Here is a 22,721-nt window from a genome sequence, read left to right on the forward strand (position 1 = left end):
AAGAAGTTTTAGAATGTAGATAAAAGTCATTTCTGTAAGAAACTGAAGTTCTTTCTTAATTGGCGCAGATTCTGATGAAACTGGAATTTCCAATGAACGCAGAGAAGAGCTTTTTAGTTTCAATTGACTTAACGCTTCTAAACTTTTCATTATTCTTTTGCCAGATATTTTTGAATTTCGCTGTCAGAATTTAATTTTATTCGGAATTCAACACGCCTTGAAGCATTCCAATCTATTTTACCATTTACTTTGACAGGATGAGATTTTGAATATCCAATTGCAATTATTTTTGAACGAATCCATTCGTTTTCTTTTGAATATTTTGTATCATTTAAGCAATAGGAAAGAACAGAGCGAGTTCGTGCCTGGGACAATTCCATGCCCTCTTCGTAGTCTTGCCGCTCAGTAAGTCTGCCAGTTTTTATTCGTTCTGTCGCTTCTGAAGAATGTCCTTCGATTCGTATTTCTTCAATCAAATTTTCGTAATTACTTACAACTTTTAAAAGCCTAGGAAAAAAGTCATCAAGAATTTGCTTGTAAGAATTGCACAAGACAGCTTGATTCATTACAAAAAGAACATCAGGGTCTTTAAAACGAATCGAAAGATTTTCCGAATCAATTTCAGCATTCCAATTTTTCAAGTCAGCATAAAATTCTTTGTTTAAATCGTCATAAAGCGTATATTTTGTTCTTACATAATGTTCAGAAATTTGTTTCAATTGTAAAATAATTCCAATGCACAAAAGAACAAAAATTGCACACAATGCGCTCATCATGTCGCTTATAGAAAGGTTGAAATCTCCTGCTGTGCCAGAATCTTCATTTTCTTCGTTCATTTTTTATCTCCAAAGAATGATTCTGTAACTTTCTGCGCAGTTTTATTATATTCTTCAAGGGTTTGAACAAGTGTAGTTTCTATAGTTTTTGAATATTCTGAAAGATTTTTATTTACTTCACTTAAAATAGAACCTATATTTTCGTCAATTTCCTGATAATCTTTCATCGCAATTTTATGAGATTCTGAAATCTGTTCATTCAACTTTGCATTGTTTTCCTGGATTGTTTTTGTAGCAGTGATTGTCTGCTCAAGAGTTGTATTCACTTTTAAAGTTGTTTGCTCGGAATTTTCTATAAATTTTGTCAAAGTTTGCTGTATTTGTTCATAAGCATTTTGCAAGATTTCAGCCTGTTTAGAATAATTTTCCAAAGTCGATTGCATTGTGCCGAAAGTTTCTCTTATAGGAAGAATTGATTCTTCAAGGCTTTTTTCAACTTCAAGAAATTTCTGAGGAAGATTTTCAATAGATTCTTTTGCCGTAAGCAATGTCTTTGTAATTTCCTGAATAGAAAGAATATATGAATCAAATTCTACTTTTGATTTTTCTTCGGAATCTAATTCCTTTATAAGCTGACTATAAATTTTTGCGCAATGGAATTTAATTTTATTAAGAGGAAACTGATAAATTATTCCAAAAACGACAGATAAAACAACACCGATAATTGAAGTAATAAATGCGGTGTTAAGACCTGCAAAGAAAATATCCAGTTTTCCAAAAAGCTCATCAACATTTCCTGTAAGGCTCATTTCTGAAATTCCATTAGAAAATCCTATAAACGTACCAAGAATTCCTAAACCAACAAAAGTTCCAGGAAGAATTTTCACTAAAGCAGAAAGAGGAAAGTTGGGATAAGAATGCATAATGAACGATTCTGGAGTTTTGTAAATTTCAAAATTTAATTCTGCCTTATTAAAGTCTTTTTCTGAGATTTTTTCTGACAAATTTTTTAACATGGAATAAACAATACTTGCTAGAAAAAGAATACCTGCAAAAAAGATGTAATATATAATTAAAAATATATCGAATAGATTTGCCATTTTTGGGTTTCCCTTTTTATAAATTAATATCAACTTCTTGAAATCGTGAGTCTGTTAAAATTGCAAAAATATATGAAGCACCTCGTATTTTATGTGTAATTTCTGAGACATATTTTACAGGCAATAAATCAATTGCTTTCTTAAAATTTGATTTAGAGAGATTATACTTTGTTCTGTTTGTTTTTATAGTATTTTCTGAAATGAATTTATATGTAAAAGGAAGTTGCTCTGCAACTGTATGAAATTCATACCCTTCATATTTTTTTAGTAATCGCCAAATTTCATCAATATTAAGATTATACATATCCCTTCCTTTCCTTTACAAAAATTCCTGCAATTGAAATATCATCACCGCTTCCTTGTTCTGAAAGTTTTGGTAGATATTTATTCAGTTCAGTTTTTGTTTTTTCATTATCTTGAATTGCGTTGTTTTTTATGCTAATCAAGAAGTCTGGAAGTTTCTCCAGGTCAAAAGAGTCTGTAAGACCATCGCTCATTACGCAGATTCCAGCGATTTTTTCAAATCCGAAAGTATAGAGGAATTCTTCTATTGCATTTTTTCCACAAAGAGAAGGTGTTACTCCAAAAGCGGCTTTTTCATTTTCAAGTTCTTTTGGAGTAACTACAGCACCATCTTCTTTTAAGATGTATGTTTTTCCATCGCCAATTTGAAGACTGAACCAGAATTCATAGTTTTCAAAATAAACAGAAGAAAGCAGAGTTGAGCCGTAAAGCATAAAAATATCGTCTTCTCCTACAGGAATGTTTATTTTCAATTCTTCACAAAGTTTTAGCTCTTCTTCTGAAAGCGGGTTTTCAGTAAAATGAGCTTTTACTTTTTCCCGCCATAAAAGCAGAATGCGTGAGCAAAGATTTTTTAAACTTTTGTCAATTACACTTACTTCCTTTTTCTTTATATAAAAAAGCAATTCTTTTAGAACTTTATTCATTGCTTCTGCAGCAGATGACACAGCAAGTCGAGAACCTTCTGCACTGCGAAAGTATTTTTCTCCGCCATGTCCGTCAGCAACAATGGCATAAGCGTTCGTTTTCCAATAATTTGCTGCAGCTTTTGTAAAATCTTGGCAAGGTCTTCCAGTTTTTATATGCTCACTTCCCTGACATCGAGCATCCAAAGCAATGAGCATAATTTACCAGTCATCTCCACTTGTTGAAGTCGAATCTAAATCTGGGTCTGACTGCTGAATGTCTTTAATCTCATCAATCATAGCATCCTGCTTTGACTGAATTTGACCATCATTTACCGGCTGACTTTTGCTTCCAATTTGAGAAGATGTAATAGAAACTTTGCGAATCCATTTTTTTAGTGCTTCTGGAGTATGAACTGTAATGACAGCTTCTATATTTCCTGTAAATTTAGCAAGAACATCTTTGTTTGCATCGTCGCCGATTGCAACAGCAACCTTGATTGCATATTTAAACCAATTATTCTGCTTTAGCAGCGCCAAACCAGATTCAAAATCATCAGTAGGTTCTCCGTCGCTCATCAAAAAAATTGCAGGCGCAACAGAACCAGAAGGCGCTTTTAAAAATTCATTTTTAGAAAGTTTTTTTGAAAGTTCACGGCAGGCTTCTCCTAAATCTGTAACACCGTCTGCTTCAACCTGATTCCACTGAAAACTTTCAGAAGAAATCGGAGTTGGATACATCCACTGGCACCCGCTTGAAAATGTAAGACAAGCAACCTTTAAATCAACATCAGAACCGCCTGCGTCTTTTAATTCAGGCAGAACCTCTCGGATTGCAGTATTTACAGCTCCGATTTTTGATCCTTGCATGCTGCCAGAAGTGTCAATAACAAAAAACAAAACCATTTGTCTTTTTACAATTCCGCCAATATCACCAAACATATCCATTTAATTTTTCTCCAAGTTAAACTATTATTTTGCAATTTTTCCAGTTATTACGTCAAAGTTGATTTCCAAGCCATTTGCAATTGGAATTACTGAACCTTTTTCTATCTTTTTTAGTTCGCCAGTTTTTGTCGTAAAAGTCCAGATTTTATCAGAAAGGTTTTTTATTCCCCACAATGAAGAATTATTCTTGTTCATAATAACTTCACCTGTAACAGTCAGATAATCATCTATATTTTTTGAAGTAAGACAAGAATATAATTTTGCCCCTGGAAATAACGGTGTCTTGTGTTTACCATCTTCTAACGCAAAAGGGTAACTGTAAGAACTGCCGCAATCGAATCTAAGCGTATCTCCAGAAGGAACAAGCGCAATACAAAGTTCAGCAGAACAATGTGGGCATTTTAATAGAGTTCCTCTGAAGCGAATTAATAACTTTTGCCATTCATTTTCTGGCAAACGCTGATTAGGATCTTTCAAACCTTCACAGAACGATTTTATAAAAGCATTCTGTATAAACTTTGGATAGCGTGGCCATAATTTTATTGGGTTTGGATGTATTCCTGCCACTGGACGATTTGAGCTATCATGAGGATTAAAAATGAATACCGGCTTTGCTCCATATAATTCCCATTCACGTTTTTCCGTTATGCAGACACTGTCTACATAGGCTTTGCCCATAAGCGGGTCGTGCCGGCAAAATAACTTGAACAAAATTACCGCAAGTGAGTGACAATCAGTAAGAGAATTTGGGTGTGATTTTCCACAGGCAATTTCTGGTGCCATGTAACCAGGTTTTCCTCCGATGTTGCCAGCGTTTTTCATTCCATCAGGAGTTACATTGTCATTATCACAGATAAGAATATCCCCATTGCCCACATCAATAAAGAAATTGCCATCATTTAAATCCTGATAACTCAAACCTTTTCTATGCAGGGTTCGAAAAGCATTTACAATATTAAGTGCGGAAGTAACAAGTGTATCTGTCGATGAAAAACGAACTTTATTGTTTAAAATGTCTGAAAAGTCAGAGAAGTTTTTCGGTCGAAGTTCCATCACATAGCCAAAACTGTTGTTTATTTCCTCTGTAAGATAAAGTGGCCATAGAAATTTACTGTCTGGAGCACCATTTGCAATGTTTGTTTGTAAATTTTTCTTGAATTCTTTTTTGTTTGACAGTTTGCAGGTATACCATTTTAAAGCATAATCTTTGCCATCAATTTTGACAGAATAAACAATACCTTGTCCGCCTTCCCCAAGCTTTGAAATGATTTTTGCGGATTTTCCACCTTCAAGGCTTATTGTTTGCCCCTTGTTGAATTCCATAATTTAATAACCTCCTCCCTGTAAATTTAATTTTTCTGTTGAGTAATATTCACCTGTCTGCTTACACCACGGACAAGTCAATTTCATTGTTTTTGAACAACTCTCACCTTCTGTCTTAAAGCAAAATGATTTTCCACAAGTACATTGAGCCAGATTGAATGAATGGCAATAAGGACAGCCTGGATATTCCGAAGTGGGATCAAAAGTTCCATTCGTGCATTCCTTGTCATACCCTTCATTATGAGCCAGCTCTGCATCAATTTTAAAAGCCCATGTACGTTTCCAATCCGAACCGAATTTTTGAATTCTCATTCCAAAAAGATTCTCAGTTTTTGAGTAAGCATAAGGACACTTCGCAAGAATAACTTTTGCCTGGATTTTAGATGAACTTGATTTTTCTTTTGTGGAGTAGATTTTTTCCATTATTTATCTCTTATCCTTTTTTGTATGCACAGAGACATGTCTTCCGCATTTTTGACAGACATAGCGTTCTTCTACCCAATAGCGTATAAATGGTTGATCGCTTGTATGGGAATTAAACATTCCTCCAAAAAATCCTTTTCCATAGCCACCGCCGCTTCCATATCTGTTTCGATCATGACCAACGACTTTGTCTGTAACAATTTCTGTCACATATTTTAAACAATGCCAGTTGCCACATTTTGGGCAACGGTTGCGTTTATACCAAAGTATTATTGAAGGCAAGAAAAAAGAGAATAAATAAATTGAAATTCCCAAAAAAATCAAAAAACTCATAAAACTGTCTTTTGTTAAAAATTTAGCTCTACCCAAAATAGGTAAAAAACGGATTAAATTCCCGATTTAGGTATTATTGTATAATATACCTAAATTAGGTACTTTGCAATAAAAAATTGCTATTCAAGGTATTTTATATCCATGGGATTTAGAGAAAATCTTAAAGACGAGTTAAAATACCAAGATATACGAGTAAAAGAGCTTGCAGATAAAACTGGAATTTCAAAAAGAGCAATAGATCATTACTTGGCAGAAAGACATACAGAGCCCACTGCAGAAACAGCTGTGAAAATTGCAAAAGAGCTTGGTGTAACTGTTGAATATCTTGTAACAGGAAAAAATTCAGAAGTCCCAGAAACAATAAAACCGGAAATTATCAATTTAATTCGTGATATAAATCATTTGCCGGAAAAAGATATTGATTTTGTAAAAGAAATGGTGCGAAGACTGTCTCTTTCAATAGATAGAGCGTAAAGAGTAAATTGCTTGTTTTTCTCTGTAAAATACAAGCTTCTGAGCTGAAAACTTGACATTTTCATTATTAATAATTACATTCTAATTAGATGGTCTCCATTAACCAACGGTTCTAATCCGTAAAGAGATGAAGATTAAAGAAGGTCTCCATTAACCTTTGATGAAAGTCATAAAGAGATGAAGATTAAAGCAAGACCGTTCAGTTTTGGACGGTCATTTTTTTTGAGAGAATAAATGTTTTCACTACAAGATAATTTAAAGTTTGTTAATATTAATCAAGATTATCTGCAGTATTTACATGACTCATGTTCTGAAGTCTATTATAAATCTGTAAATTATGACACAAAGCCATATTTGGGAATTCTTGTTACAACTGAAAACCAAGAATATGTAATTCCGTTATCATCTGCAAAAACAAAACATAAGAATTGGAAAGATGTTGAATCCGACCGATTTGTAATTTTTGAAATTTGTTCTAAAAACTCTGTAAAAGCTAAAGATATTTTTATAGATAATCAAGATGGAACTGTAAAACATATCTTGTCTGTAATAGATTTAAAGAAAATGATTCCCATAAAATCAAATTTATATACAGTTGTAGATTTAAACCCAAATAAGAATGATACAAATGAAATAACAAAATACAAAGTCTTGATGAATTTGGAATACAATTTCTGCTTAAAAATAATGAATCAAATTATTCAGAAAGCAACGAAACTTTATGAAAAGCAGTTAAAAACAGGAAAATTAATCCCATTTTGTTGTGATTTCAAGCTTCTTGAAGAAAGATGTAAAGAATGGCTCGAAACACACACATCTAATGAAAAATAAAATCAATGCATATTTTAGGTTGCTAGCATAATGTTATATATCAGGGCTTACGCATGAGAAAATAAAATCTTCAATCTATAATCGTCATCATACATGCAGGAGCATTTTTTAAGACTGAAGCTGTTGTTTTGGAGCCAACTGAAGAATCGGACATTCATCTTCTTTTTTGAAAACCACATCTAGGCACCATAGATCCGCTTTTCTGTTCTGTATGCCCTTTGGCGTTGGTCTGGAAAATCCGGAGGGGGCTGCTGTCCACAATGAAGAAATTTTATCACATTTGAATTCCTATGTAAATTTCTTTTCATGCTGAACCCTGAATTTTTGTTGGGGAAAAATGACTGTTCAAAAAATATAAATTACATTGGCTTGGCTTATTAAAAATGCAATATATTTTTGTTGTTGACCTAAGATTCTTTAAGATATATTATTTTACTCGGTTGTAATCGAGTCGAAACAAATCGAGTAAAAATATTAAGGTGCAAGATGACAAATGAAGAAGTTTTTTTAGGTAGAAAAGAACAGTCTAAATTAATTGAAAAGTTTCTAAGTTCAAATATAAATAATGCCGCATTGGTTTACGGTCGCCGTCGTGTTGGTAAAACTGAATTAATCAAACATTGCTTAAAAAAAACAGAAACACCTTCAATTTATTATGAATGCAAGGAAACTTCAGAATTAAATAATATTGAATCAATCTCCGAAATCATTGCGGAGACATTTGGGTTGCCTCCATTGGCTTTTGATTCATTTGAATCAGCATTGGCTTTTCTTTATAAACGGGCAACTGAAAAAAATCTAACTGTTGTAATTGATGAGTATCCGTATATTAGAAAAGTTGTAAAAGGTCTTGATAGTATAATTCAGTCTCTCATTGATAATAACAGGTCGAAATCAAAATTAAAGATTATCATTTGCGGCTCTTATGTTGAAACTATGAAATCCTTGCTTTCTGAAGAAAATCCTCTTTACGGACGTTTTGATTTGGTTATGAATCTTAAGGCAATGGATTATTATGACTCAGCATTATTTTATAAAAATTTTAAGGATGAAGACAAAATCCGTCTATATTCTGTCTTTGGCGGAATTCCTTATTACAACAGGTTCATTGATTCCTCAAAATCAGTTAAGCAAAATATAATTGATTTAATAGCTAGCCCTGATGGACGTTTTGCAAATGAAGTTCAGATGTATTTGAAATCAGAAATATCTAAGATGGCAAATGCTTATGAAGTGTTTGAGGCTTTGGCAAAAGGCTATGTAAGATTTAGTGATATTCTTTCCCAGTCAAAAGTAACAAGTTCTCCAACTTTAGCAGATGTGCTTGATAAATTAATAAAGATGGATGTTGTAGTAAAAGAATCGCCAATCAATGATGAAAACAACAAGAAAAAAGCCGGCTATTATGTATCAGACCAGTTAACTTTATTTTATTTCAAATATATTTTTAGAAATCTTTCTCGCATTGCAGTGATGGAGCCAGATTCGTTTTTTGATAAATTTATATCAAAGGATTTTGAAGAACATTATGTGCCTAAAGCTTTTGAACAGATTTGCAAGCAATTTTTAATCAGAAAAAACCGTTCAGGAGAATTAGTTGATTCTTTTGAAAAAATTGGCAAGTACTACTATGATGATTCTGAAAATCACAAAAATGGAGAATTTGATGTAGTTACAGAAAATGATAACTCTTATATTTTTTACGAAGCCAAGTTTAGAGAAGGCAAATTAGACAAGAGCCTTATTTTGAATGAAATTCAGCAGGTAAATAATACAGGATTAGTATGCAGCAAGTATGGATTCTTTTTAAAATCAGGTTATAAAAAGATGGATGAAGATTTCAAAAGCAAATTAATTCTTTATACAATGAATGATTTGTTTGTATGAAAGAGATAGATTGTTATATAGAATGAAAATTCAATCAAAGGGGATTTTTATTGGGGAAAGAGAGGGGGGGGTAGCTTTTCTGTAAAAAATTCTTTTTCTTCTAAAAAAACTGCTCATGGCATTGTGGAGCAACTTATTTACCCTAGGTAAACAATATATTTACCTGTGGTAAATAGACTATTTTCTCAAGGTAAATAAGCTATTTGCTTTAGGAGAACATCTTATATGCGCATGGAAAATGAAGCAATTTCAATCCTAAACAAACATAATCCCCGTTTCCCTTTACACAATCGAAATGTCGAAAAGTGAGGAATTTGGCGGCTCTTCATTGTTTATAAGCTGAAGGAGAATTCTTGCGTTTTGCGCGCCCATTTGTTTTATCGGCTGTCTTGCGGAAACTACAGGCTTTATGATGTAGTGAATCGGCTTGTAGTCATCGAAAACTGCGAATCCGATTTTATCCAAGTCAAAGCCGAATTTGCGCATTGTGTCGAATATGAAGAAGAGAAAATCTCCGCCGGCAGTTATAAAAACTGAATCAATCTGCGGCTTCTGCTTTAGAAATGCGCTGATATTTTTTACGGTTTCTTCTTCTGTGTACGGACTGTGAACGACTGGCGGATTTTTTATTCCCTGTTCCTTGAGCGCGCTCTTGAATCCTTCGACACGTTCCTTGTTGTAAAGAAATTCTTTTGGTCCAGAAATGCAGGCTATGTTTTTTCCTCCGTTTTCAATCAGCCTTGAAGTTAAAAGATACGCGCCTTCCTTGTTCCGAACGTCAACGCAATAGTGGTTGCAAAGTGGAGTCCGTCCCTGAATGACAAACGGAATTCCAGAAGTGTTCAAAAGCTTGATTAAATCCGCATGGACATATTCAGCCGGAACTACAAGTCCGTCTATGGATTTTTTGAATATTGCGTTTTCAAGCGACTTTAGAGGATCGTCCTTGTCCTGTGTGATTACAAGAAGATTGTAGCCGTTTTTTTCAGCCTCGCACGAAACTGCGGAAATTATTTCTATCCAGTAGGAAGTTGAAAGCGTGTATTCGTAATCCGCGGAAATCAGAATTCCGATTGTCTCCGACTTGTTGTGGGAAAGCGCCCTTGCCGCCGCGTTTGGAATATAGTTATACTCCGAGGCAAGCTTCATTATTTCAATTCGTTTTTCTTCGCTTACGCCTTTTTGTCCATTGAGGGCTTTTGACACTGTGCTTTTTGCAACGCCTGTAAGCTCGGCGATTTCTTTTATCGTATACTTCATGTTCATTTTTTTGTAATAGTTGTTTTTTAGTTAAGGAAAATTTAGGGAAACTGTTTTCCTTTTGTTTCTATAAATATAAAGTAAACTTCGCTTTTGGGCAAGGAAAAAATTTGTTACAAGATTATCCAGTCAGGTTGGATAATGGTGCTAAAATTTGACACTTAGTTTTATTAATGACATTGTGAAAGTTTTGAAAAATTGTTATGTTGTAATTATAAAATATAGAAGATTGTAAAAAAAAAGGAGGCATTGTATGGCTACATCAAGTTTGTATAAGACGTTTTCATTGCGTACACGGGAAGAAACAAACGCTTTTATGAATATGTTTGAAGAGTCGCTGCGCAATCCGCCTAAAACTGAAAAATCAGGTGTAAAAATGTCTACAGATGAAGACATTGAAAAAATGATAAAAATACTCCAGAGGCAAGATGGAAATAACACTTCTAGCTGATATGCTTAAAAATGAAAATGGAGAAATTCAATTTAATAGGCTTTCAGATATTTTTTCTTGCAGAAATAAAGATGTTGAAAGCTTTTTGAAGAATAAAGCTGTTCAGTCTTCAAAATTGTATACATCGGCAACTTATCTTGTTTCAGAAATCACAGATAAAATAGATTTGTTGGGTTATTTTACGCTTGCTACAAAAATGCTTACTTTAAAGCCTGAAAACTTGTCAGCGTCGCAATCAAAAGTTATTAAAAGGTTTGTGAGCCGTGATGCAGATACAGATACTTTCAGACTGCCGGCGATTTTGATAGCGCAGTTTGGCAGAAACTTTTCAGATAGCTTTAAATCAATAAAAGGTTTTGATTTAATGAGAATTGCTTTAGAGAGAATTGAAAGGGCTGTATCATTAACCAGCGGAAAAGTTATATTTTTAGAATGCGAGCCAAAACAAAAATTGATTGTTTTTTATGAGCAATGCGGATTCAGGCTTCTTAATAATATTGTGTATTCAAAAGATAAAAAGGAACTTGTTCAGATGTTCCGTATAATTTAAATTTCTAAAATTTTCATTCATGGCAAGATTATCCAGTCAAGCTGAATAATGACAAATTCAATAAAAAAATGCTTCCCTGGAAACTCCAAGGAAGCAAGTGTATGTTAAGTTTTATTAAAATAGGAGGCTAAAATAAAACTTAAATTCTAAAGTCTAAAGCTGAATGTTCCTGTGATGCAGCCTTTGTCTGTTTCGTTGTCAGTGCTGTTTGTGTAAAGCTGATCCTGACGTTCATAGCGGAAGTCAACATTGAACTTTTCAGAAGGATAGATGACAAGACCGAGCCTTGAGTCAACTGTGTACTGTCCAGTTCTCTGGAGATTTGCACCGCATCTCTGAATGCAGCGTCCAAGAGCATAAGGCTTGATTCCAACAGAAAGTCCGCTCTTTGTTACAGTTTTAATCATGTATTCAAGCTGGGCTGCTGCAAAGAATCTTGAGTCTCCGCCGTCCTGCTCCGCAAAGTTTACCCATTCAAACTCAACGAATCCGCCGAGATTTGGAATAAGTGCGTTTTCATCAGGAGTTTCAAATGCTGAAACTACAAGGCTTGCAATTCCGTTGTTGTCTGTGTTTACACCAACAGAAGCTCCGATTGGGAACTGTCTGCCCCAGAAGTCAAGAGAGTCGTGTCCGGCTTTTGCGTCTGCTCCGCGTGGATACCATGCCAAGCCTCCGCCAACTTCAAACTGGCTGTTCTGATCTTCTGTCTTGCTTACTCCGTCATCGTAGTAAGTTCTTGTTCTTCCGTCGCTGTAGTTGTAGTCAATTCCAGCATAAGGAGCGATTACGCCTTTAGAAGTTTCAATGTTGTAAGTGATGTCTGCGCCGAATGCACGGATGTCTTTTGCTGTGCTAAGCTCTGTAAAGTTGATGTTTTCATTTTTTCTGTCTTGACCTTTGCGTCTGGACTCGTAGGCTTTCTTGTAGTTGAAAGTTGTAAGTCCGCTGAAGTTAAGTTCAAGCTGCTCTGTTGGCTTAAACATAACGTCAAGCTGAACTGCTCCTGCGTTTCCTTCATTTAGCTTTTGATAAGTTTTTCCTCTCTTGATGTTTGCGCTAGAACCATAAGGATCTCCATATCCGCCATCGCCATCAATATTGTCTTTAGAGCTTATCCAAGAACCAGCTGCTCCTGTAGAAAGCTGAACTTTAAGATTGTCGAATTCAATTCCTGTAGAAATAACGCCTGTAAGTCCAAGGCTTCCAGTGTCTTTGTCAAGGAAATTTCTTGTGTCCTGAATTCCGTTGTAGTACAAAAAGCCAAGTGCGTTGTCCTTGTCTGTGTCGAATGCCTTGTCGCTGCGGAAGTCGTCAAAGATTGACTTTAAGCTTGCGTGGTTGAATCCAACTTGGGCTCCGTCTTCGTAGTTGAAGTTGTAGAAGTCCATGAACCAGTTTTTGTATTTTACGCCGGCAACAATGCTTGAATAGTCAAAGTAGTTTGAAGCTTTGTCGTTGCTAGTTCCTGGGCGTTCTTCCCATCCTGTTGACTGTTTCTTTGAATCTACAGTTCCTGATTGTGCATCGTCTCCTCCGTTGTAGCTGTCAAGGTAAGTTTTCTTTTCGTCATAGAATTTAAAAACGTATCTCAAGTCTTCAACTCTAAAGTAAACAGAAAATCCGTCGTGTTCTGAACTGTAGCCGCGGTTTGCTCCAGGAAACAAGTCCCACCAGATTTGCGCCTGGTCAACTGTTGATTCCATTCCGTAGATTTTTTCTTCAAGGTTGTAGCCAACTGTGTTGTGCATCTTAAGGTCGAACCAGGCGTTCTGCTTAACAGGAGCGTCATCTGCAAAAGCCGCCCCCCCCCAGTGAAAGAATTAAAGCTGATAAAGCCGCAGGCATTTTTTTAATCTTCATAAAAACCTCATAAAATTTTCGTTGTTTTAAGAAACCGTTTTCTCTTTTGTATGTTTATGATAAGCATGGAATTCTTTGGCTGTCAAGTTTTTTTCTGCAAAGTAAAAATATTTTTTTGTTGAATTTTGCACTTTTTTCTATTATTTGCTGTAAAAATATGAATTTTTTCGTCAAAAATTTTTAAAAAACTGCAAGAAGCTGCATTTTTTCAAGAAAAATCCGGCTAAAAATATATTAAAAAATGATAAAAAAAAAGATTGACAACTGGGTTTTCGGTGCTATAATAAAATAAATAAAGAAACCGTTTTCTCTATTTTCAAGAATTAACAAACAAATGGATTAGCTTGATTTTAGTTCTTTTATGTGAAATCCGTTTAAAAACTGCGGCTGCTTCTGGATATTGGAAGCTGGCATTTTGGAGGAAAAATGAAAAGAAGTGTAGTTTTGTGTACGGCGGCGGCTTTGGCGCTTATGGCTTCGGGCTGCTCAAAAAACAATGGCGGTGAAAATTCCATTCACGGAAAAATCGGTGGAAACATTATCGTTCTTACAAACAGAACAGACATTGTAGACACCAAACTTCAGGAATACAAGGAAGCGTTTGAACAAAAATATCCGGGAACTTCTGTAGAGTTTGAGGCGATTACAGATTACGAAGGAACTGTAAGAACCCGCATGGGAACTCAGGAATACGGCGATGTTCTTTGCCGCCCGAATATTCAGTCAATTGACTTTGAAAAATATTTTGAGCCGCTCGGTTCACTTGAAGATTTTGACAAAGTGATGAACTTTACAAGAACTTCAATTGCAATTTCCTACAAGGATGTTGTGTACACATATCCGATGGTTGCAACAGTAAGCGCGGGAATTGTTTACAACAAGGCTGTTTTTGAAAAGGCTGGTGTCGGCGTTCCAAGAAACACAGAGGAATTCTACGAGGCAATGCAGAAAATCAAAGACAAGACAAATGCAGTTCCAGTATTTATGAACTATCCTTCTGGCTGGACTTTGAATCAGTGGGAAGGCGGACTTTTGAGCGCGTCTGGAGATCCGGAATACAAGAGAAAGATTATCCACGAGGATTCTCCTTTTGTTCCTGGCGACGGACATTATGAGCTTTACAAGATGATGTACGAAGTTGTAAAGCGCGGCTTGTGCGAAAAAGATTTGCTTGCTTCTGAATGGGAACAGTCAAAGCAGGATCTTGCCGACGGAAAAATCGGATGCATGGTTCTTGGCTCTTGGGCAATTCAGCAGGTAAAAGATCTTGCAGCGCGCCCGGAAACAATCGGATATATGCCGTTCCCATTTGAAATCGACGGAAAAAAATATGCGGAAGCTCAGCTTGATATGCCGCTTTGCATCAACAAGTACAGCAAGAACAAGGCGACTGCTTATGCTTGGATAAAGTTTATGTCGGACGACACAGACTGGGTTCAGTACACGGAATCTATTCCTGTAAAGAAGGGCGAGCCTTATCCTGCAGTTTTGGATTCGTTCGGTGAAATGGGCGTTCAGTACATTGAATCTGCTCCGGCGGAACCGCAGTACGAAGGCGTTTACGACAAGATTGACAAGGAATCTGAAATCGGCTTTTGGAACGATCCTGAAAAGAAAAGAATTATCGACGCTGCTATTGGAAGCACAAAAGAAACTTTTGAAGGCATCATGGCAGACTGGAACAAACGCTGGGCAAAAACCAGAGCAGAATATCTGAATTAAAAAAGTTTTAAGAATGCCATTTAAGGATTGCCCGGTCAAGCCGGGCAATGACAGGAAATTTCACGCCGAATAATGGCAAGAAATTTTATGCTGGGCAATAACAGAAAAAAAAGTTCATGTCTGGCAATGGCATTCAATCTAAAAAAATATTTTCATCTTTAGGCGCATAAAAATTATGCTTAAGGATGAAATGTAAAAACTTTCGTGCATAAAGGCATTGGGATTTCTTTGTGGAAATTCCGGTGCAAATGGGAGCCACAATGAAAAACCAAATACAACTTTCAATTAAAAAACAGCAGAAAGTCGTGATTTTCACATTTTTGCTAGTTCCGCTTGTGCTTGTAATCGTCTTTGGATTTCTTCCAATCATAAATATGTTTGGCTACAGTTTTCTAAAGTGGGACGGACTTGGACAGAAAAAATTCATTGGAATTAAAAACTACATAGAAGTTTTTTCACGCCCGGAATATTTCAAGGTTTTTGCAGTCAGCATTTACTATCTTGTGGGCTCTTTTATTCAGCTTGCCCTTGCGCTTTTGTTTGCAGTTATTTTATGCACAAAAGTAAAAGGCGTTAACTTTTTTAAGGGAGTTTTGTTTTTCCCGAATCTTATAAACAGCGTAGCAATCGGTTTTATTTTTACATATTTTTTCAAGGATACAGGAACTCTCAATTCATTTTTGAATTTCCTTGGAGTAAAAAACACACCGCTTTGGCTTACAAATCCTAAGCTTGTAAACTACTCATTGTCGTTCACGTCTATCTGGCGATACATGGGATTTAATATTGTAATGTTCGTGGCGGCTATAGAATCTTTGCCAAAAGTTACTTTTGAAGCGGCGGCTTTGGACGGAGCAAACGCATGGCAAAAGTTCCGCTTTATAATTCTTCCGGGAATTGCACCGGTTCTTCAGATTAACGCGATTCTTGCTGTAAAAGGCGCGGTAAGTGTATTTGAAATTCCTTACATTATGACTGGCGGCGGAAACGGCTCTTCAACTTTTGTAATCAAGACAATGGACACAGCATTTAAATTCAACAAGATTGGACTTGCTTCTGCCATGGCGATTGTGCTTACCGTTATGGTTCTTTTGATTTCGTTTATTCAAAATGCGGTTTTCAATACAGATGAAAAAAACTGACATAATTTTTTAGGAAGGTTGATTATGAATTCAAAAATTCACGAACGCCAGATTTCAAAATGGCTCAAATATATTTTGCTGTGCTTTTCCGCACTGACTGTTATTCTTCCGATTCTTGTTGTTTTCCTTGGCTCATTTAAAACAGGCGAGGAATTCAACAGAAGCCGTCCGTTTGATCTTCCAAAGTTCCAGGCGAACAATGAAATTTGGAAAGGCGCGGAAGCTTTTGAAAACGGAAATAAAATTGCGCTGAAGTCTTCTATATTAATGGAACACAATTTAAAAGGATTTTCGTTCCTTTATGACAAAATCGAAGACAGCTCAAAAGAAAGTTTTATTGTTGTTTCTGATTCTTTGGGAAACGAAGTTGCAAGAGTTGTGCTTCCGCTTAATTCCGAAGAAAGCTCTGTTTCCGTTGATAAAAAAACAGCCGCATCTTTAATGGTGAAGGGCGCGTATGTTTCTGGAGAAAACTGCACTGTAATCAGAGTAAAAGTTACAGAAGGATTTTTCCTTGAAAACTACAAGACTGCGTTTATAAAAGGAAACATGCTTCTTGGCTTTTGGAACACATTTATTCTTATTCTGTTTTCCGGCGTGGGAACTGTAATAACTGGTTCTATGACAGCGTTTGTTTTGAGCCGCTTTGACTTTAAGCTTAAGAAGATTGTGCGCCAGATGTTTCTTTGGATTTCTCTTATTCCGACGATAACGACTCAGGTTGCAACTTTCCAGATAATTCAGAAACTTGGAATGTACAATACGCATTTGTCTGTAATCATTCTTTCTATGGGAACTGATATTATTGCGATTATGATTTATCTTCAGTTCTTGAACAATATTTCAAAGTCGCTTGACGAATCTGCGATTATTGACGGAGCCGGATATTTTCAGGTTTTTGCAAAAATAATTTTCCCTTTGCTTCAGCCTGCGACAGTTACAATTTTGATTTTGAAATGCGTAAACCTTTACAATGATTTTTACAATCCGCTTTTGTATATGCCAAAAAAATCTTTGCAGGTTATTTCAACATCGCTCTATAAATTCAAAGGTCCGTTTGGAACTAACTGGCCTGTAATTTGCGCTGGTGTTGTTATTGCCGTTATTCCGACTCTCGTAGCTTTTATTTCTTTGCAGCGTTACATTTACGGCGGAATGGTTACTGGTTCTGTAAAAGAGTAGCGGAGGAATTTGTGAAACTTATAAAGAAATTGACTGCGGTTTCTGTTTTTGCATGCTTTGGTCTGCTTGCTTCATGTTCTGCTTTTGGCGCGAAGGGATTTGTAACAGTTCAAAAAAACAAGTTTATGCTCGACGGAAAAGAATTCCGTTTTGTAGGCACAAACAATTATTATATGCATTATTCTCCGGACAAAATGATTACTGATGTTCTTGACGATGCGCAGGAAATGGGCGTAACAGTTTTGCGCTGCTGGGGATTTCAGTTTGGACCTAATGCTGATCACAATTCGCACGGAATGGACGAGCCTGGAGCTTTTGGAGTTCCTAAAAAATTTATAAATGAAAACACAAAGAAGCCTGAGCAGTTTGGCTATCCGCGTGATATTTTTGAGAGGCTTGATTTTACAATTGCGGAAGCTTCCAAAAGAAACATTAAACTTGTGATTACCATGAACAATTATTGGGACGCTTTTGGCGGACTTATGAATGCAACTACTTGGCAAAAATGGTTCGGACTAAAAAGCGCGGAAGAATTCTACACAAGTGAAAACTGCCGCAAAGCATACAAGGAATTTGTTGAGCATCTTGTTACAAGAAAAAATTCTTACACAGGAATTCCGTATAACGAAGATCCTACGATAATGACTTGGGAGCTTATGAACGAGCCTCGCAACCAAAAAGACACAAGCGGAAGAACTATAAAAAACTGGGTTTCGGAAATGAGCGCGTTTGTAAAAAAAATTGCTCCGAACCAGTTGTGCGCAATTGGAGACGAAGGCTTTATGAGGCAGCCGAGGTTTACTCCTTATGCTGGTGAAGGTGAAACTTGCTACAATGGTTACGAAGGAACAGACTTTGATTCTCTTATCCGCATAAAAAATATTGACTACGGAACTTTTCATCTTTACCCGGAAACTTGGGGAATCCTTGACAATGCTCAAATAAACTGGGGCGATGAATTTATAAAAAAGCACGCAGCTTCCGGCCGCTCTGCAAAAAAGCCGATTGTGCTTGAAGAATACGGAACTTCTTCCGGCGGAAATTTAAATCGTCTTGCAGCTTACGACATTTGGAATTCAACCGCATACAACGAAGGTCTTGCAGGCTCAATGTTCTGGATTCTTACGTCCTCAAATATTTATGAACTTTCAGAAGGCGGAGATGGAATATATGATGACTACGACGGATTCAGAATAAGAAATGACAAGTCCAACGTTTCAAATCTTTTGAGCGATTATGCGGCTTTGTTTTCTGGAAAAGAAGTTCCTGAATATCTTTTAAATCCCCGCGTTTATCTTTTGAATCCTGCGCATGATCAAGATGCAAAAGGTCTGTTTGAAGTGAGCGCAAAATTCATGCCGGGAAAAAATTCTTCTGTAAAGGCAAAACGCGCGGAACTTTATATAAACGGAAATCCTGCAGCTTCTCCACGCACGTTGAATTACAATGTTGCCTCGGACATTTATAGAATCAATTTTGACACGATTGCAAATGCAAAAACTTTCCCAGACGGAAGTGTTCTTTCTATAAAAGTTGTATTCACTTTGAGCGACGGAACAAAACTTGAAACCGAATCAAATTCAATCACAATTTCAAACAAAATAACTTACAGCGTCATAAAGCATTACGATTTTAAAAACGACATTGCGGACGCTTCCTCTTTGGGCGGTTACATGGCTGAAATAAAAAGCATAAAGCATACAAAGCTAAATGGCGGAATGGTTGAAGTTTGCGGCTCTTATTCAGGAGAAAACGCTTGGGAAGAACTAAAGGTTAAATTTGGAGCAATGAAAGAAGTTGCCAGCGCTTCAAAACTCGATTTCACTTTTTACTACGAAAAAGACAAGGCAATTCCTCACGCCACAAAGAAAAGCGAAGGTGAAAAACTTCCTGGAGTTCAGCCTTACGTTGCCTTTGATCCGGGCTGGGTAAAAACAGGCTTAAAGGAAAGCAACGCTTTCTTAAAAGACTTGCCGGTTGTAACTCTTGATGACGGAAAATCTTATTACAAAGTTTCTGTCTCGCTTGAGTTTCAGCAGAATCCAACATATACATTTGTAACAATTTGTCCTACTATGGGTTATGTGAAGTACAACGGACCGATTTATATCGACGATGTTATTCTTTATAAAAAAGACTGAAAAATAGGAGTAATGCAATGCTTGAAGAAATGTTTGCTGAAGTTGAGAGTGAGCTTATTTATCATATCATTCCTTTCTGGAAAAAAATGAAGGATGATGAGCGCGGCGGATTCTACGGACTTCTTGATTTCGACTTGAATCTGCATAAGGATGCTGAAAAAAGCTGTATTCTTAACAGCCGCATTCTTTGGTTCTTTTCTAACGCATATAAACTGCTGGAAGACAAAGAACTTGTGGATTATGCCAAGCACGCTTACAAATTCCTTTGCGATAAATTCTTCGACAAGGAAAACGGCGGAGTGTTCTGGTCTGCAAATGCTGACGGAAGTGTTCTTGACTCAACAAAGCATACTTACAATCAGGCGTTTGCAATTTATGCCTTGTCTAGCTACTACGATATTTCGCACGACAGAAATGCGCTGGACAAAGCATTCGAACTTTACAAGACAATCGAAACTAAATGCCGCGATGCAGATGGCTACCTTGAATCTTTCACTGCTGACTTCAAGCCTAACGAAAATGACAAGCTTAGCGAAAATGGCGTAACAGCTGAACGGACGATGAACACTTTGCTTCACGTTCTTGAAGGCTACACAGAGCTTTACCGTGTGAGCCGCAGTGCTGATGTAAAGAAAGATCTTGTTTTTATCTTGAATCAGTTTGCTGACAAAATTTGGAATCCAAAGGAAAAACGGCAGGAAGTTTTCTTTGATAAAAATTTCAATTCGCTGATTGACTTGTATTCTTATGGACACGACATAGAAACTTCTTGGCTTGTTGACAGAACTCTTGAAGTTCTTGCCGATGACGAGCTTCGCCAGAAAATTGCGCCAATCACAGAAATCATTCCGTACAGAATTTTAAAAACTGCCTACAAAGACAATTCTGTAATGAATGAATGCGAGCGCGGAAAAAATAGCGAGATTCGCATTTGGTGGGTTCAGGCTGAGTCTGTTGTTGGCTTTTTGAATGCATATCAAAAAACGAATGACAAAAAATTCCTTGATGCCGCCCAGTCAGTTTGGAGTTATATCAAGAATTATATAGTTGACAAGCGCGATGGCTCGGAATGGTTCTGGTGCGTTGATGCTGAGCGCAAGCCTTCAAGCCGCCAGCCTATAGTTGAGCCATGGAAATGTCCTTACCACAACGGACGAATGTGCTTTGAAGCAATTTCAAGAATCAAGAGGATAAAATGAACTTTGAAGAAAAAGTAAAAATTCAGATAGAAAAATATGAGTCGCTCATCGCAATGAAAAATGAAAAGAGCGATTTTTACAACGGAATCTTTGACCGTTACAAGAATCCAGTTCTTACAAGAAATCATGTTCCGCTTTTTTGGAAGTACGACATGAATCCTGCGACAAATCCGTTTTTTATGGAACGGCTCGGCGTGAATGCAGTAATGAATTCCGGCGCATTGTATATTGACGGAAAATTCTATCTTGTTGCCCGTGTTGAAGGCGCAGACAGAAAATCATTTTTTGCCGTTGCAGAAAGCACTTCCGGCGTGGACGGATTCAGATTCTGGGATTATCCTGTTCAGCTTCCAGACACTTGCTCAGAAGAAACAAATGTTTATGATATGCGTCTTACTCAGCATGAAGACGGATGGATTTACGGAATTTTCTGCTCGGAAAGCAAAGACACAAAATCAAAGGACTTGAGTGCGGCTGTTGCTTGTGCAGGAATTGTTCGCACAAAAGATTTAAAGAAGTGGGAGCGTCTTCCAAACTTAAAGACATTGCGTTCTCCTCAGCAAAGAAACGTTGTCCTTCTTCCTGAATTTGTAAACGGAAAATATGCATTTTACACGCGCCCGATGGATGACTTTATTGATACAGGAAGCGGCGGTGGAGTAGGCTTTGGTCTTTGCGATGACATAACAAATGCCGTGATTGACGAAGAAAAAATTTCAAGCAGAAGAAAGTACCATACAATCACAGAAGTTAAAAACGGAGCTGGAGCAGTTCCAATAAAAACAGAACGTGGCTGGATTCATATTGCGCATGGAGTCCGCAACACAGCTGCCGGTCTTCGCTACGTGCTTTACTGCTTTGCAACTGATTTAAAAGATCCTGCAAAAGTAATCGCCGAACCTTCAGGACTTTTCCTTGGACCGCTTGGAGAAGAGCGCGTGGGAGACGTTTCCAATGTTGTGTTTACAAACGGAGCTGCGGTTACGCCGTCTGGCAATGTCTACATTTATTATGCCTCAAGCGACACACGGCTTCATGTTGCGACAACAACACTTGAAAAACTTACCGACTATGTATTCAACACGCCGTCTGACCCGGGACGTTCTGCTGACTGCGTAAAACAGAGATGCGATTTCATTGCAAAAAACCTTGAGTTCATAAACAAAAAATAAATTTCGGAGAATAAAAAAAATGATTAAGATTAAAGGCGAATCAATTCCAAATATGCCGTGGGAAGACAAACCAGCTGGCTTTACCAAACCTGTTTGGCGATACTCAAAAAATCCTGTTATCGGAAGAAATCCAATTCCGAATGTAACCCGCATATTCAACAGCGCAGTCGCATTGTGGAAAGACGGCGGTTTTGTCGGCGTATTCCGTGCTGAAACTTGCAACGGAATTCCTTACCTTTACTACGGATTCAGCGATGACGCCCTCAATTGGAAATTCAGCGATGACAAGATTAAAATCACTGATGAAAACGGAAACGATGTAAGCCCGAACTACGCTTATGATCCGCGCCTTGTAAAAATCGATGATGTCTATCACATAATTTGGTGCACGGATTTCCACGGAGCTTCAATCGGAATCGCGAAAACAAAAGACTTCAAGACTTTCACTTCTAAAGGCAACGGCTTTCTTCCGTTCAACAGAAACGGCGTTTTGTTCCCAAGAAAATTCAACGGAAAATATTATATTATGACACGCCCGTCAGACAGCGGACACACTCCGTTTGGCGACATTTTCCTTTCTGAAAGCGATGACCTTTTGCACTGGGGCAACCACAAATGGATTATGGGAAAATCAAGCGAATGGTGGCAGTCTGTAAAAATCGGCGCGGGCTGTGCTCCAATTGAAACTGAAGAAGGCTGGCTTTTGTTCTACCACGGCGTTACAGGAACTTGCTCCGGCTTTGTTTATTCAATGGGCGCGGCACTTTTAGACTTAGAAGATCCTTCAAAAGTGATTCATCGCTGCGGAAACTTTCTTCTTACGCCTGAAGTTGAATACGAAGAACGCGGCTTTGTTGCAAATGTTGTGTTCCCTTGTGCAGCTCTTGTTGACGCTGACACAAACAGAATTGCAATTTACTACGGCGCGGCGGATACAAATACAGCTTTGTGCTTTACCACTGTTGATGATGTTATTTCTTACATCAAAAAATATGACATCGTAAAGTGAGTTGCA

At 37.1% G+C, this 22,721-nt stretch carries 22 protein-coding genes; 12 read left to right on the forward strand and 10 right to left on the reverse strand.

Annotated features, from left to right (window positions below):
* Window positions 1-149: 149 nt before the first annotated feature.
* From Q0H92_RS02580 to Q0H92_RS02615, 8 genes are all read right to left on the reverse strand, one after another.
* Window positions 150-836, reverse strand: a complete 687-nt coding sequence (locus Q0H92_RS02580; RefSeq protein WP_296011515.1) for an OmpA family protein — start codon at window positions 834-836, stop codon at window positions 150-152.
* The gene (locus Q0H92_RS02585; RefSeq protein ID WP_296011518.1) at window positions 833-1,792 is read right to left on the reverse strand and encodes a hypothetical protein; all 960 of its coding nucleotides are present in this window, start codon (window positions 1,790-1,792) and stop codon (window positions 833-835) included. The genes Q0H92_RS02580 and Q0H92_RS02585 overlap by 4 nt, the downstream gene beginning before the upstream one ends.
* Before the next feature lie 100 nt (window positions 1,793-1,892).
* Window positions 1,893-2,180, reverse strand: a complete 288-nt coding sequence (locus Q0H92_RS02590; protein ID WP_296011521.1) for a hypothetical protein — start codon at window positions 2,178-2,180, stop codon at window positions 1,893-1,895.
* On the reverse strand, window positions 2,173-3,024 hold the full coding sequence (locus Q0H92_RS02595; protein WP_296011524.1) for a protein phosphatase 2C domain-containing protein: 852 nt from the start codon (window positions 3,022-3,024) through the stop codon (window positions 2,173-2,175). The genes Q0H92_RS02590 and Q0H92_RS02595 overlap by 8 nt, the downstream gene beginning before the upstream one ends.
* A 3-nt stretch (window positions 3,025-3,027) precedes the next feature.
* Window positions 3,028-3,753, reverse strand: coding sequence for a VWA domain-containing protein (locus Q0H92_RS02600; protein WP_296011528.1), 726 nt, complete (start codon window positions 3,751-3,753; stop codon window positions 3,028-3,030).
* 24 nt (window positions 3,754-3,777) lie between these two features.
* Complete coding sequence (locus tag Q0H92_RS02605) at window positions 3,778-5,076, reverse strand: hypothetical protein (protein ID WP_296011530.1); 1,299 nt, start codon at window positions 5,074-5,076, stop codon at window positions 3,778-3,780.
* A gap of 3 nt (window positions 5,077-5,079) precedes the next feature.
* Window positions 5,080-5,499, reverse strand: coding sequence for a hypothetical protein (locus Q0H92_RS02610; protein ID WP_296011533.1), 420 nt, complete (start codon window positions 5,497-5,499; stop codon window positions 5,080-5,082).
* Between the two features lie 3 nt (window positions 5,500-5,502).
* Window positions 5,503-5,868: a hypothetical protein gene (locus Q0H92_RS02615; protein WP_296011535.1), complete on the reverse strand. Its 366-nt coding sequence runs from the start codon at window positions 5,866-5,868 to the stop codon at window positions 5,503-5,505.
* 105 nt (window positions 5,869-5,973) lie between these two features.
* Between Q0H92_RS02615 and Q0H92_RS02620 the strand changes: the two genes are divergently transcribed.
* The 3 genes from Q0H92_RS02620 to Q0H92_RS02630 all read left to right on the forward strand — a co-directional run bounded on the left by Q0H92_RS02620 (window position 5,974) and on the right by Q0H92_RS02630 (window position 9,024).
* Window positions 5,974-6,306, forward strand: a complete 333-nt coding sequence (locus tag Q0H92_RS02620; protein ID WP_296011538.1) for a helix-turn-helix transcriptional regulator — start codon at window positions 5,974-5,976, stop codon at window positions 6,304-6,306.
* Window positions 6,307-6,540: 234 nt separating this feature from the next.
* Window positions 6,541-7,137: a type III toxin-antitoxin system ToxN/AbiQ family toxin gene (locus tag Q0H92_RS02625; protein WP_296011540.1), complete on the forward strand. Its 597-nt coding sequence runs from the start codon at window positions 6,541-6,543 to the stop codon at window positions 7,135-7,137.
* 486 nt (window positions 7,138-7,623) lie between these two features.
* On the forward strand, window positions 7,624-9,024 hold the full coding sequence (locus Q0H92_RS02630; protein WP_296011542.1) for an ATP-binding protein: 1,401 nt from the start codon (window positions 7,624-7,626) through the stop codon (window positions 9,022-9,024).
* A gap of 282 nt (window positions 9,025-9,306) precedes the next feature.
* Here the strand turns inward: Q0H92_RS02630 and Q0H92_RS02635 are convergent, their stop codons facing one another.
* Window positions 9,307-10,290, reverse strand: coding sequence for a LacI family DNA-binding transcriptional regulator (locus Q0H92_RS02635; protein WP_296011544.1), 984 nt, complete (start codon window positions 10,288-10,290; stop codon window positions 9,307-9,309).
* Window positions 10,291-10,537: 247 nt separating this feature from the next.
* Here Q0H92_RS02635 and Q0H92_RS02640 point away from each other — a divergent pair, with 247 nt between their 5' ends.
* Together Q0H92_RS02640 and Q0H92_RS02645 are read left to right on the forward strand one after the other, a co-directional pair.
* Complete coding sequence (locus Q0H92_RS02640; RefSeq protein WP_296011546.1) at window positions 10,538-10,735, forward strand: hypothetical protein; 198 nt, start codon at window positions 10,538-10,540, stop codon at window positions 10,733-10,735.
* Window positions 10,713-11,285, forward strand: coding sequence for a hypothetical protein (locus Q0H92_RS02645; RefSeq protein WP_296011549.1), 573 nt, complete (start codon window positions 10,713-10,715; stop codon window positions 11,283-11,285). The genes Q0H92_RS02640 and Q0H92_RS02645 overlap by 23 nt, the downstream gene beginning before the upstream one ends.
* A gap of 146 nt (window positions 11,286-11,431) precedes the next feature.
* Here Q0H92_RS02645 and Q0H92_RS02650 read toward each other — a convergent pair whose 3' ends face one another.
* The gene (locus tag Q0H92_RS02650) at window positions 11,432-13,036 is read right to left on the reverse strand and encodes a hypothetical protein (protein WP_296011552.1); all 1,605 of its coding nucleotides are present in this window, start codon (window positions 13,034-13,036) and stop codon (window positions 11,432-11,434) included.
* A gap of 538 nt (window positions 13,037-13,574) precedes the next feature.
* On the opposite strand from Q0H92_RS02650, the gene Q0H92_RS02655 reads away from it, so the two are divergent.
* The 7 genes from Q0H92_RS02655 to Q0H92_RS02685 all read left to right on the forward strand — a co-directional run bounded on the left by Q0H92_RS02655 (window position 13,575) and on the right by Q0H92_RS02685 (window position 22,715).
* Window positions 13,575-14,870 (forward strand): ABC transporter substrate-binding protein, encoded by a 1,296-nt coding sequence (locus Q0H92_RS02655; protein ID WP_296011556.1) that lies wholly within the window; start codon window positions 13,575-13,577, stop codon window positions 14,868-14,870.
* 260 nt (window positions 14,871-15,130) lie between these two features.
* Entirely contained in the window at window positions 15,131-16,012 is an 882-nt protein-coding gene (locus tag Q0H92_RS02660; protein ID WP_296011558.1) for a sugar ABC transporter permease, read from the forward strand.
* A 24-nt stretch (window positions 16,013-16,036) separates the two neighbouring features.
* On the forward strand, window positions 16,037-17,194 hold the full coding sequence (locus Q0H92_RS02665) for a carbohydrate ABC transporter permease (protein ID WP_296011560.1): 1,158 nt from the start codon (window positions 16,037-16,039) through the stop codon (window positions 17,192-17,194).
* Window positions 17,195-17,205: 11 nt separating this feature from the next.
* Entirely contained in the window at window positions 17,206-19,335 is a 2,130-nt protein-coding gene (locus tag Q0H92_RS02670; protein ID WP_296011563.1) for a cellulase family glycosylhydrolase, read from the forward strand.
* Between the two features lie 17 nt (window positions 19,336-19,352).
* Window positions 19,353-20,534, forward strand: coding sequence for an AGE family epimerase/isomerase (locus Q0H92_RS02675; RefSeq protein WP_296011566.1), 1,182 nt, complete (start codon window positions 19,353-19,355; stop codon window positions 20,532-20,534).
* Window positions 20,531-21,706 carry a glycosidase gene (locus tag Q0H92_RS02680; RefSeq protein WP_296011568.1) on the forward strand — a complete coding sequence of 392 codons (1,176 nt, stop codon included), beginning with the start codon at window positions 20,531-20,533 and terminating at the stop codon, window positions 21,704-21,706. Before Q0H92_RS02675 ends, Q0H92_RS02680 begins: the two co-directional genes overlap by 4 nt.
* A 19-nt stretch (window positions 21,707-21,725) precedes the next feature.
* On the forward strand, window positions 21,726-22,715 hold the full coding sequence (locus tag Q0H92_RS02685; protein WP_296011570.1) for a glycoside hydrolase family 130 protein: 990 nt from the start codon (window positions 21,726-21,728) through the stop codon (window positions 22,713-22,715).
* Window positions 22,716-22,721: the final 6 nt, after the last annotated feature.

Origin of the sequence: uncultured Treponema sp., assembly GCF_934725225.1 — a bacterium.
Lineage (GTDB): Bacteria > Spirochaetota > Spirochaetia > Treponematales > Treponemataceae > Treponema_D.

Bases quoted from the DNA above. Each gene is read 5' to 3' on its own strand.
- Q0H92_RS02580 (WP_296011515.1), bottom strand. From the start codon at position 836: ATGAACGAAGAAAATGAAGATTCTGGCACAGCAGGAGATTTCAACCTT.
- Q0H92_RS02585 (WP_296011518.1), bottom strand. From the start codon at position 1,792: ATGTTAAAAAATTTGTCAGAAAAAATCTCAGAAAAAGACTTTAATAAG.
- Q0H92_RS02590 (WP_296011521.1), bottom strand. From the start codon at position 2,180: ATGTATAATCTTAATATTGATGAAATTTGGCGATTACTAAAAAAATAT.
- Q0H92_RS02595 (WP_296011524.1), bottom strand. From the start codon at position 3,024: ATGCTCATTGCTTTGGATGCTCGATGTCAGGGAAGTGAGCATATAAAA.
- Q0H92_RS02600 (WP_296011528.1), bottom strand. From the start codon at position 3,753: ATGGATATGTTTGGTGATATTGGCGGAATTGTAAAAAGACAAATGGTT.
- Q0H92_RS02605 (WP_296011530.1), bottom strand. From the start codon at position 5,076: ATGGAATTCAACAAGGGGCAAACAATAAGCCTTGAAGGTGGAAAATCC.
- Q0H92_RS02610 (WP_296011533.1), bottom strand. From the start codon at position 5,499: ATGGAAAAAATCTACTCCACAAAAGAAAAATCAAGTTCATCTAAAATC.
- Q0H92_RS02620 (WP_296011538.1), top strand. From the start codon at position 5,974: ATGGGATTTAGAGAAAATCTTAAAGACGAGTTAAAATACCAAGATATA.
- Q0H92_RS02625 (WP_296011540.1), top strand. From the start codon at position 6,541: ATGTTTTCACTACAAGATAATTTAAAGTTTGTTAATATTAATCAAGAT.
- Q0H92_RS02630 (WP_296011542.1), top strand. From the start codon at position 7,624: ATGACAAATGAAGAAGTTTTTTTAGGTAGAAAAGAACAGTCTAAATTA.
- Q0H92_RS02635 (WP_296011544.1), bottom strand. From the start codon at position 10,290: ATGAACATGAAGTATACGATAAAAGAAATCGCCGAGCTTACAGGCGTT.
- Q0H92_RS02640 (WP_296011546.1), top strand. From the start codon at position 10,538: ATGGCTACATCAAGTTTGTATAAGACGTTTTCATTGCGTACACGGGAA.
- Q0H92_RS02645 (WP_296011549.1), top strand. From the start codon at position 10,713: ATGGAAATAACACTTCTAGCTGATATGCTTAAAAATGAAAATGGAGAA.
- Q0H92_RS02650 (WP_296011552.1), bottom strand. From the start codon at position 13,036: ATGCACAACACAGTTGGCTACAACCTTGAAGAAAAAATCTACGGAATG.
- Q0H92_RS02655 (WP_296011556.1), top strand. From the start codon at position 13,575: ATGAAAAGAAGTGTAGTTTTGTGTACGGCGGCGGCTTTGGCGCTTATG.
- Q0H92_RS02660 (WP_296011558.1), top strand. From the start codon at position 15,131: ATGAAAAACCAAATACAACTTTCAATTAAAAAACAGCAGAAAGTCGTG.
- Q0H92_RS02665 (WP_296011560.1), top strand. From the start codon at position 16,037: ATGAATTCAAAAATTCACGAACGCCAGATTTCAAAATGGCTCAAATAT.
- Q0H92_RS02675 (WP_296011566.1), top strand. From the start codon at position 19,353: ATGCTTGAAGAAATGTTTGCTGAAGTTGAGAGTGAGCTTATTTATCAT.
- Q0H92_RS02680 (WP_296011568.1), top strand. From the start codon at position 20,531: ATGAACTTTGAAGAAAAAGTAAAAATTCAGATAGAAAAATATGAGTCG.
- Q0H92_RS02685 (WP_296011570.1), top strand. From the start codon at position 21,726: ATGATTAAGATTAAAGGCGAATCAATTCCAAATATGCCGTGGGAAGAC.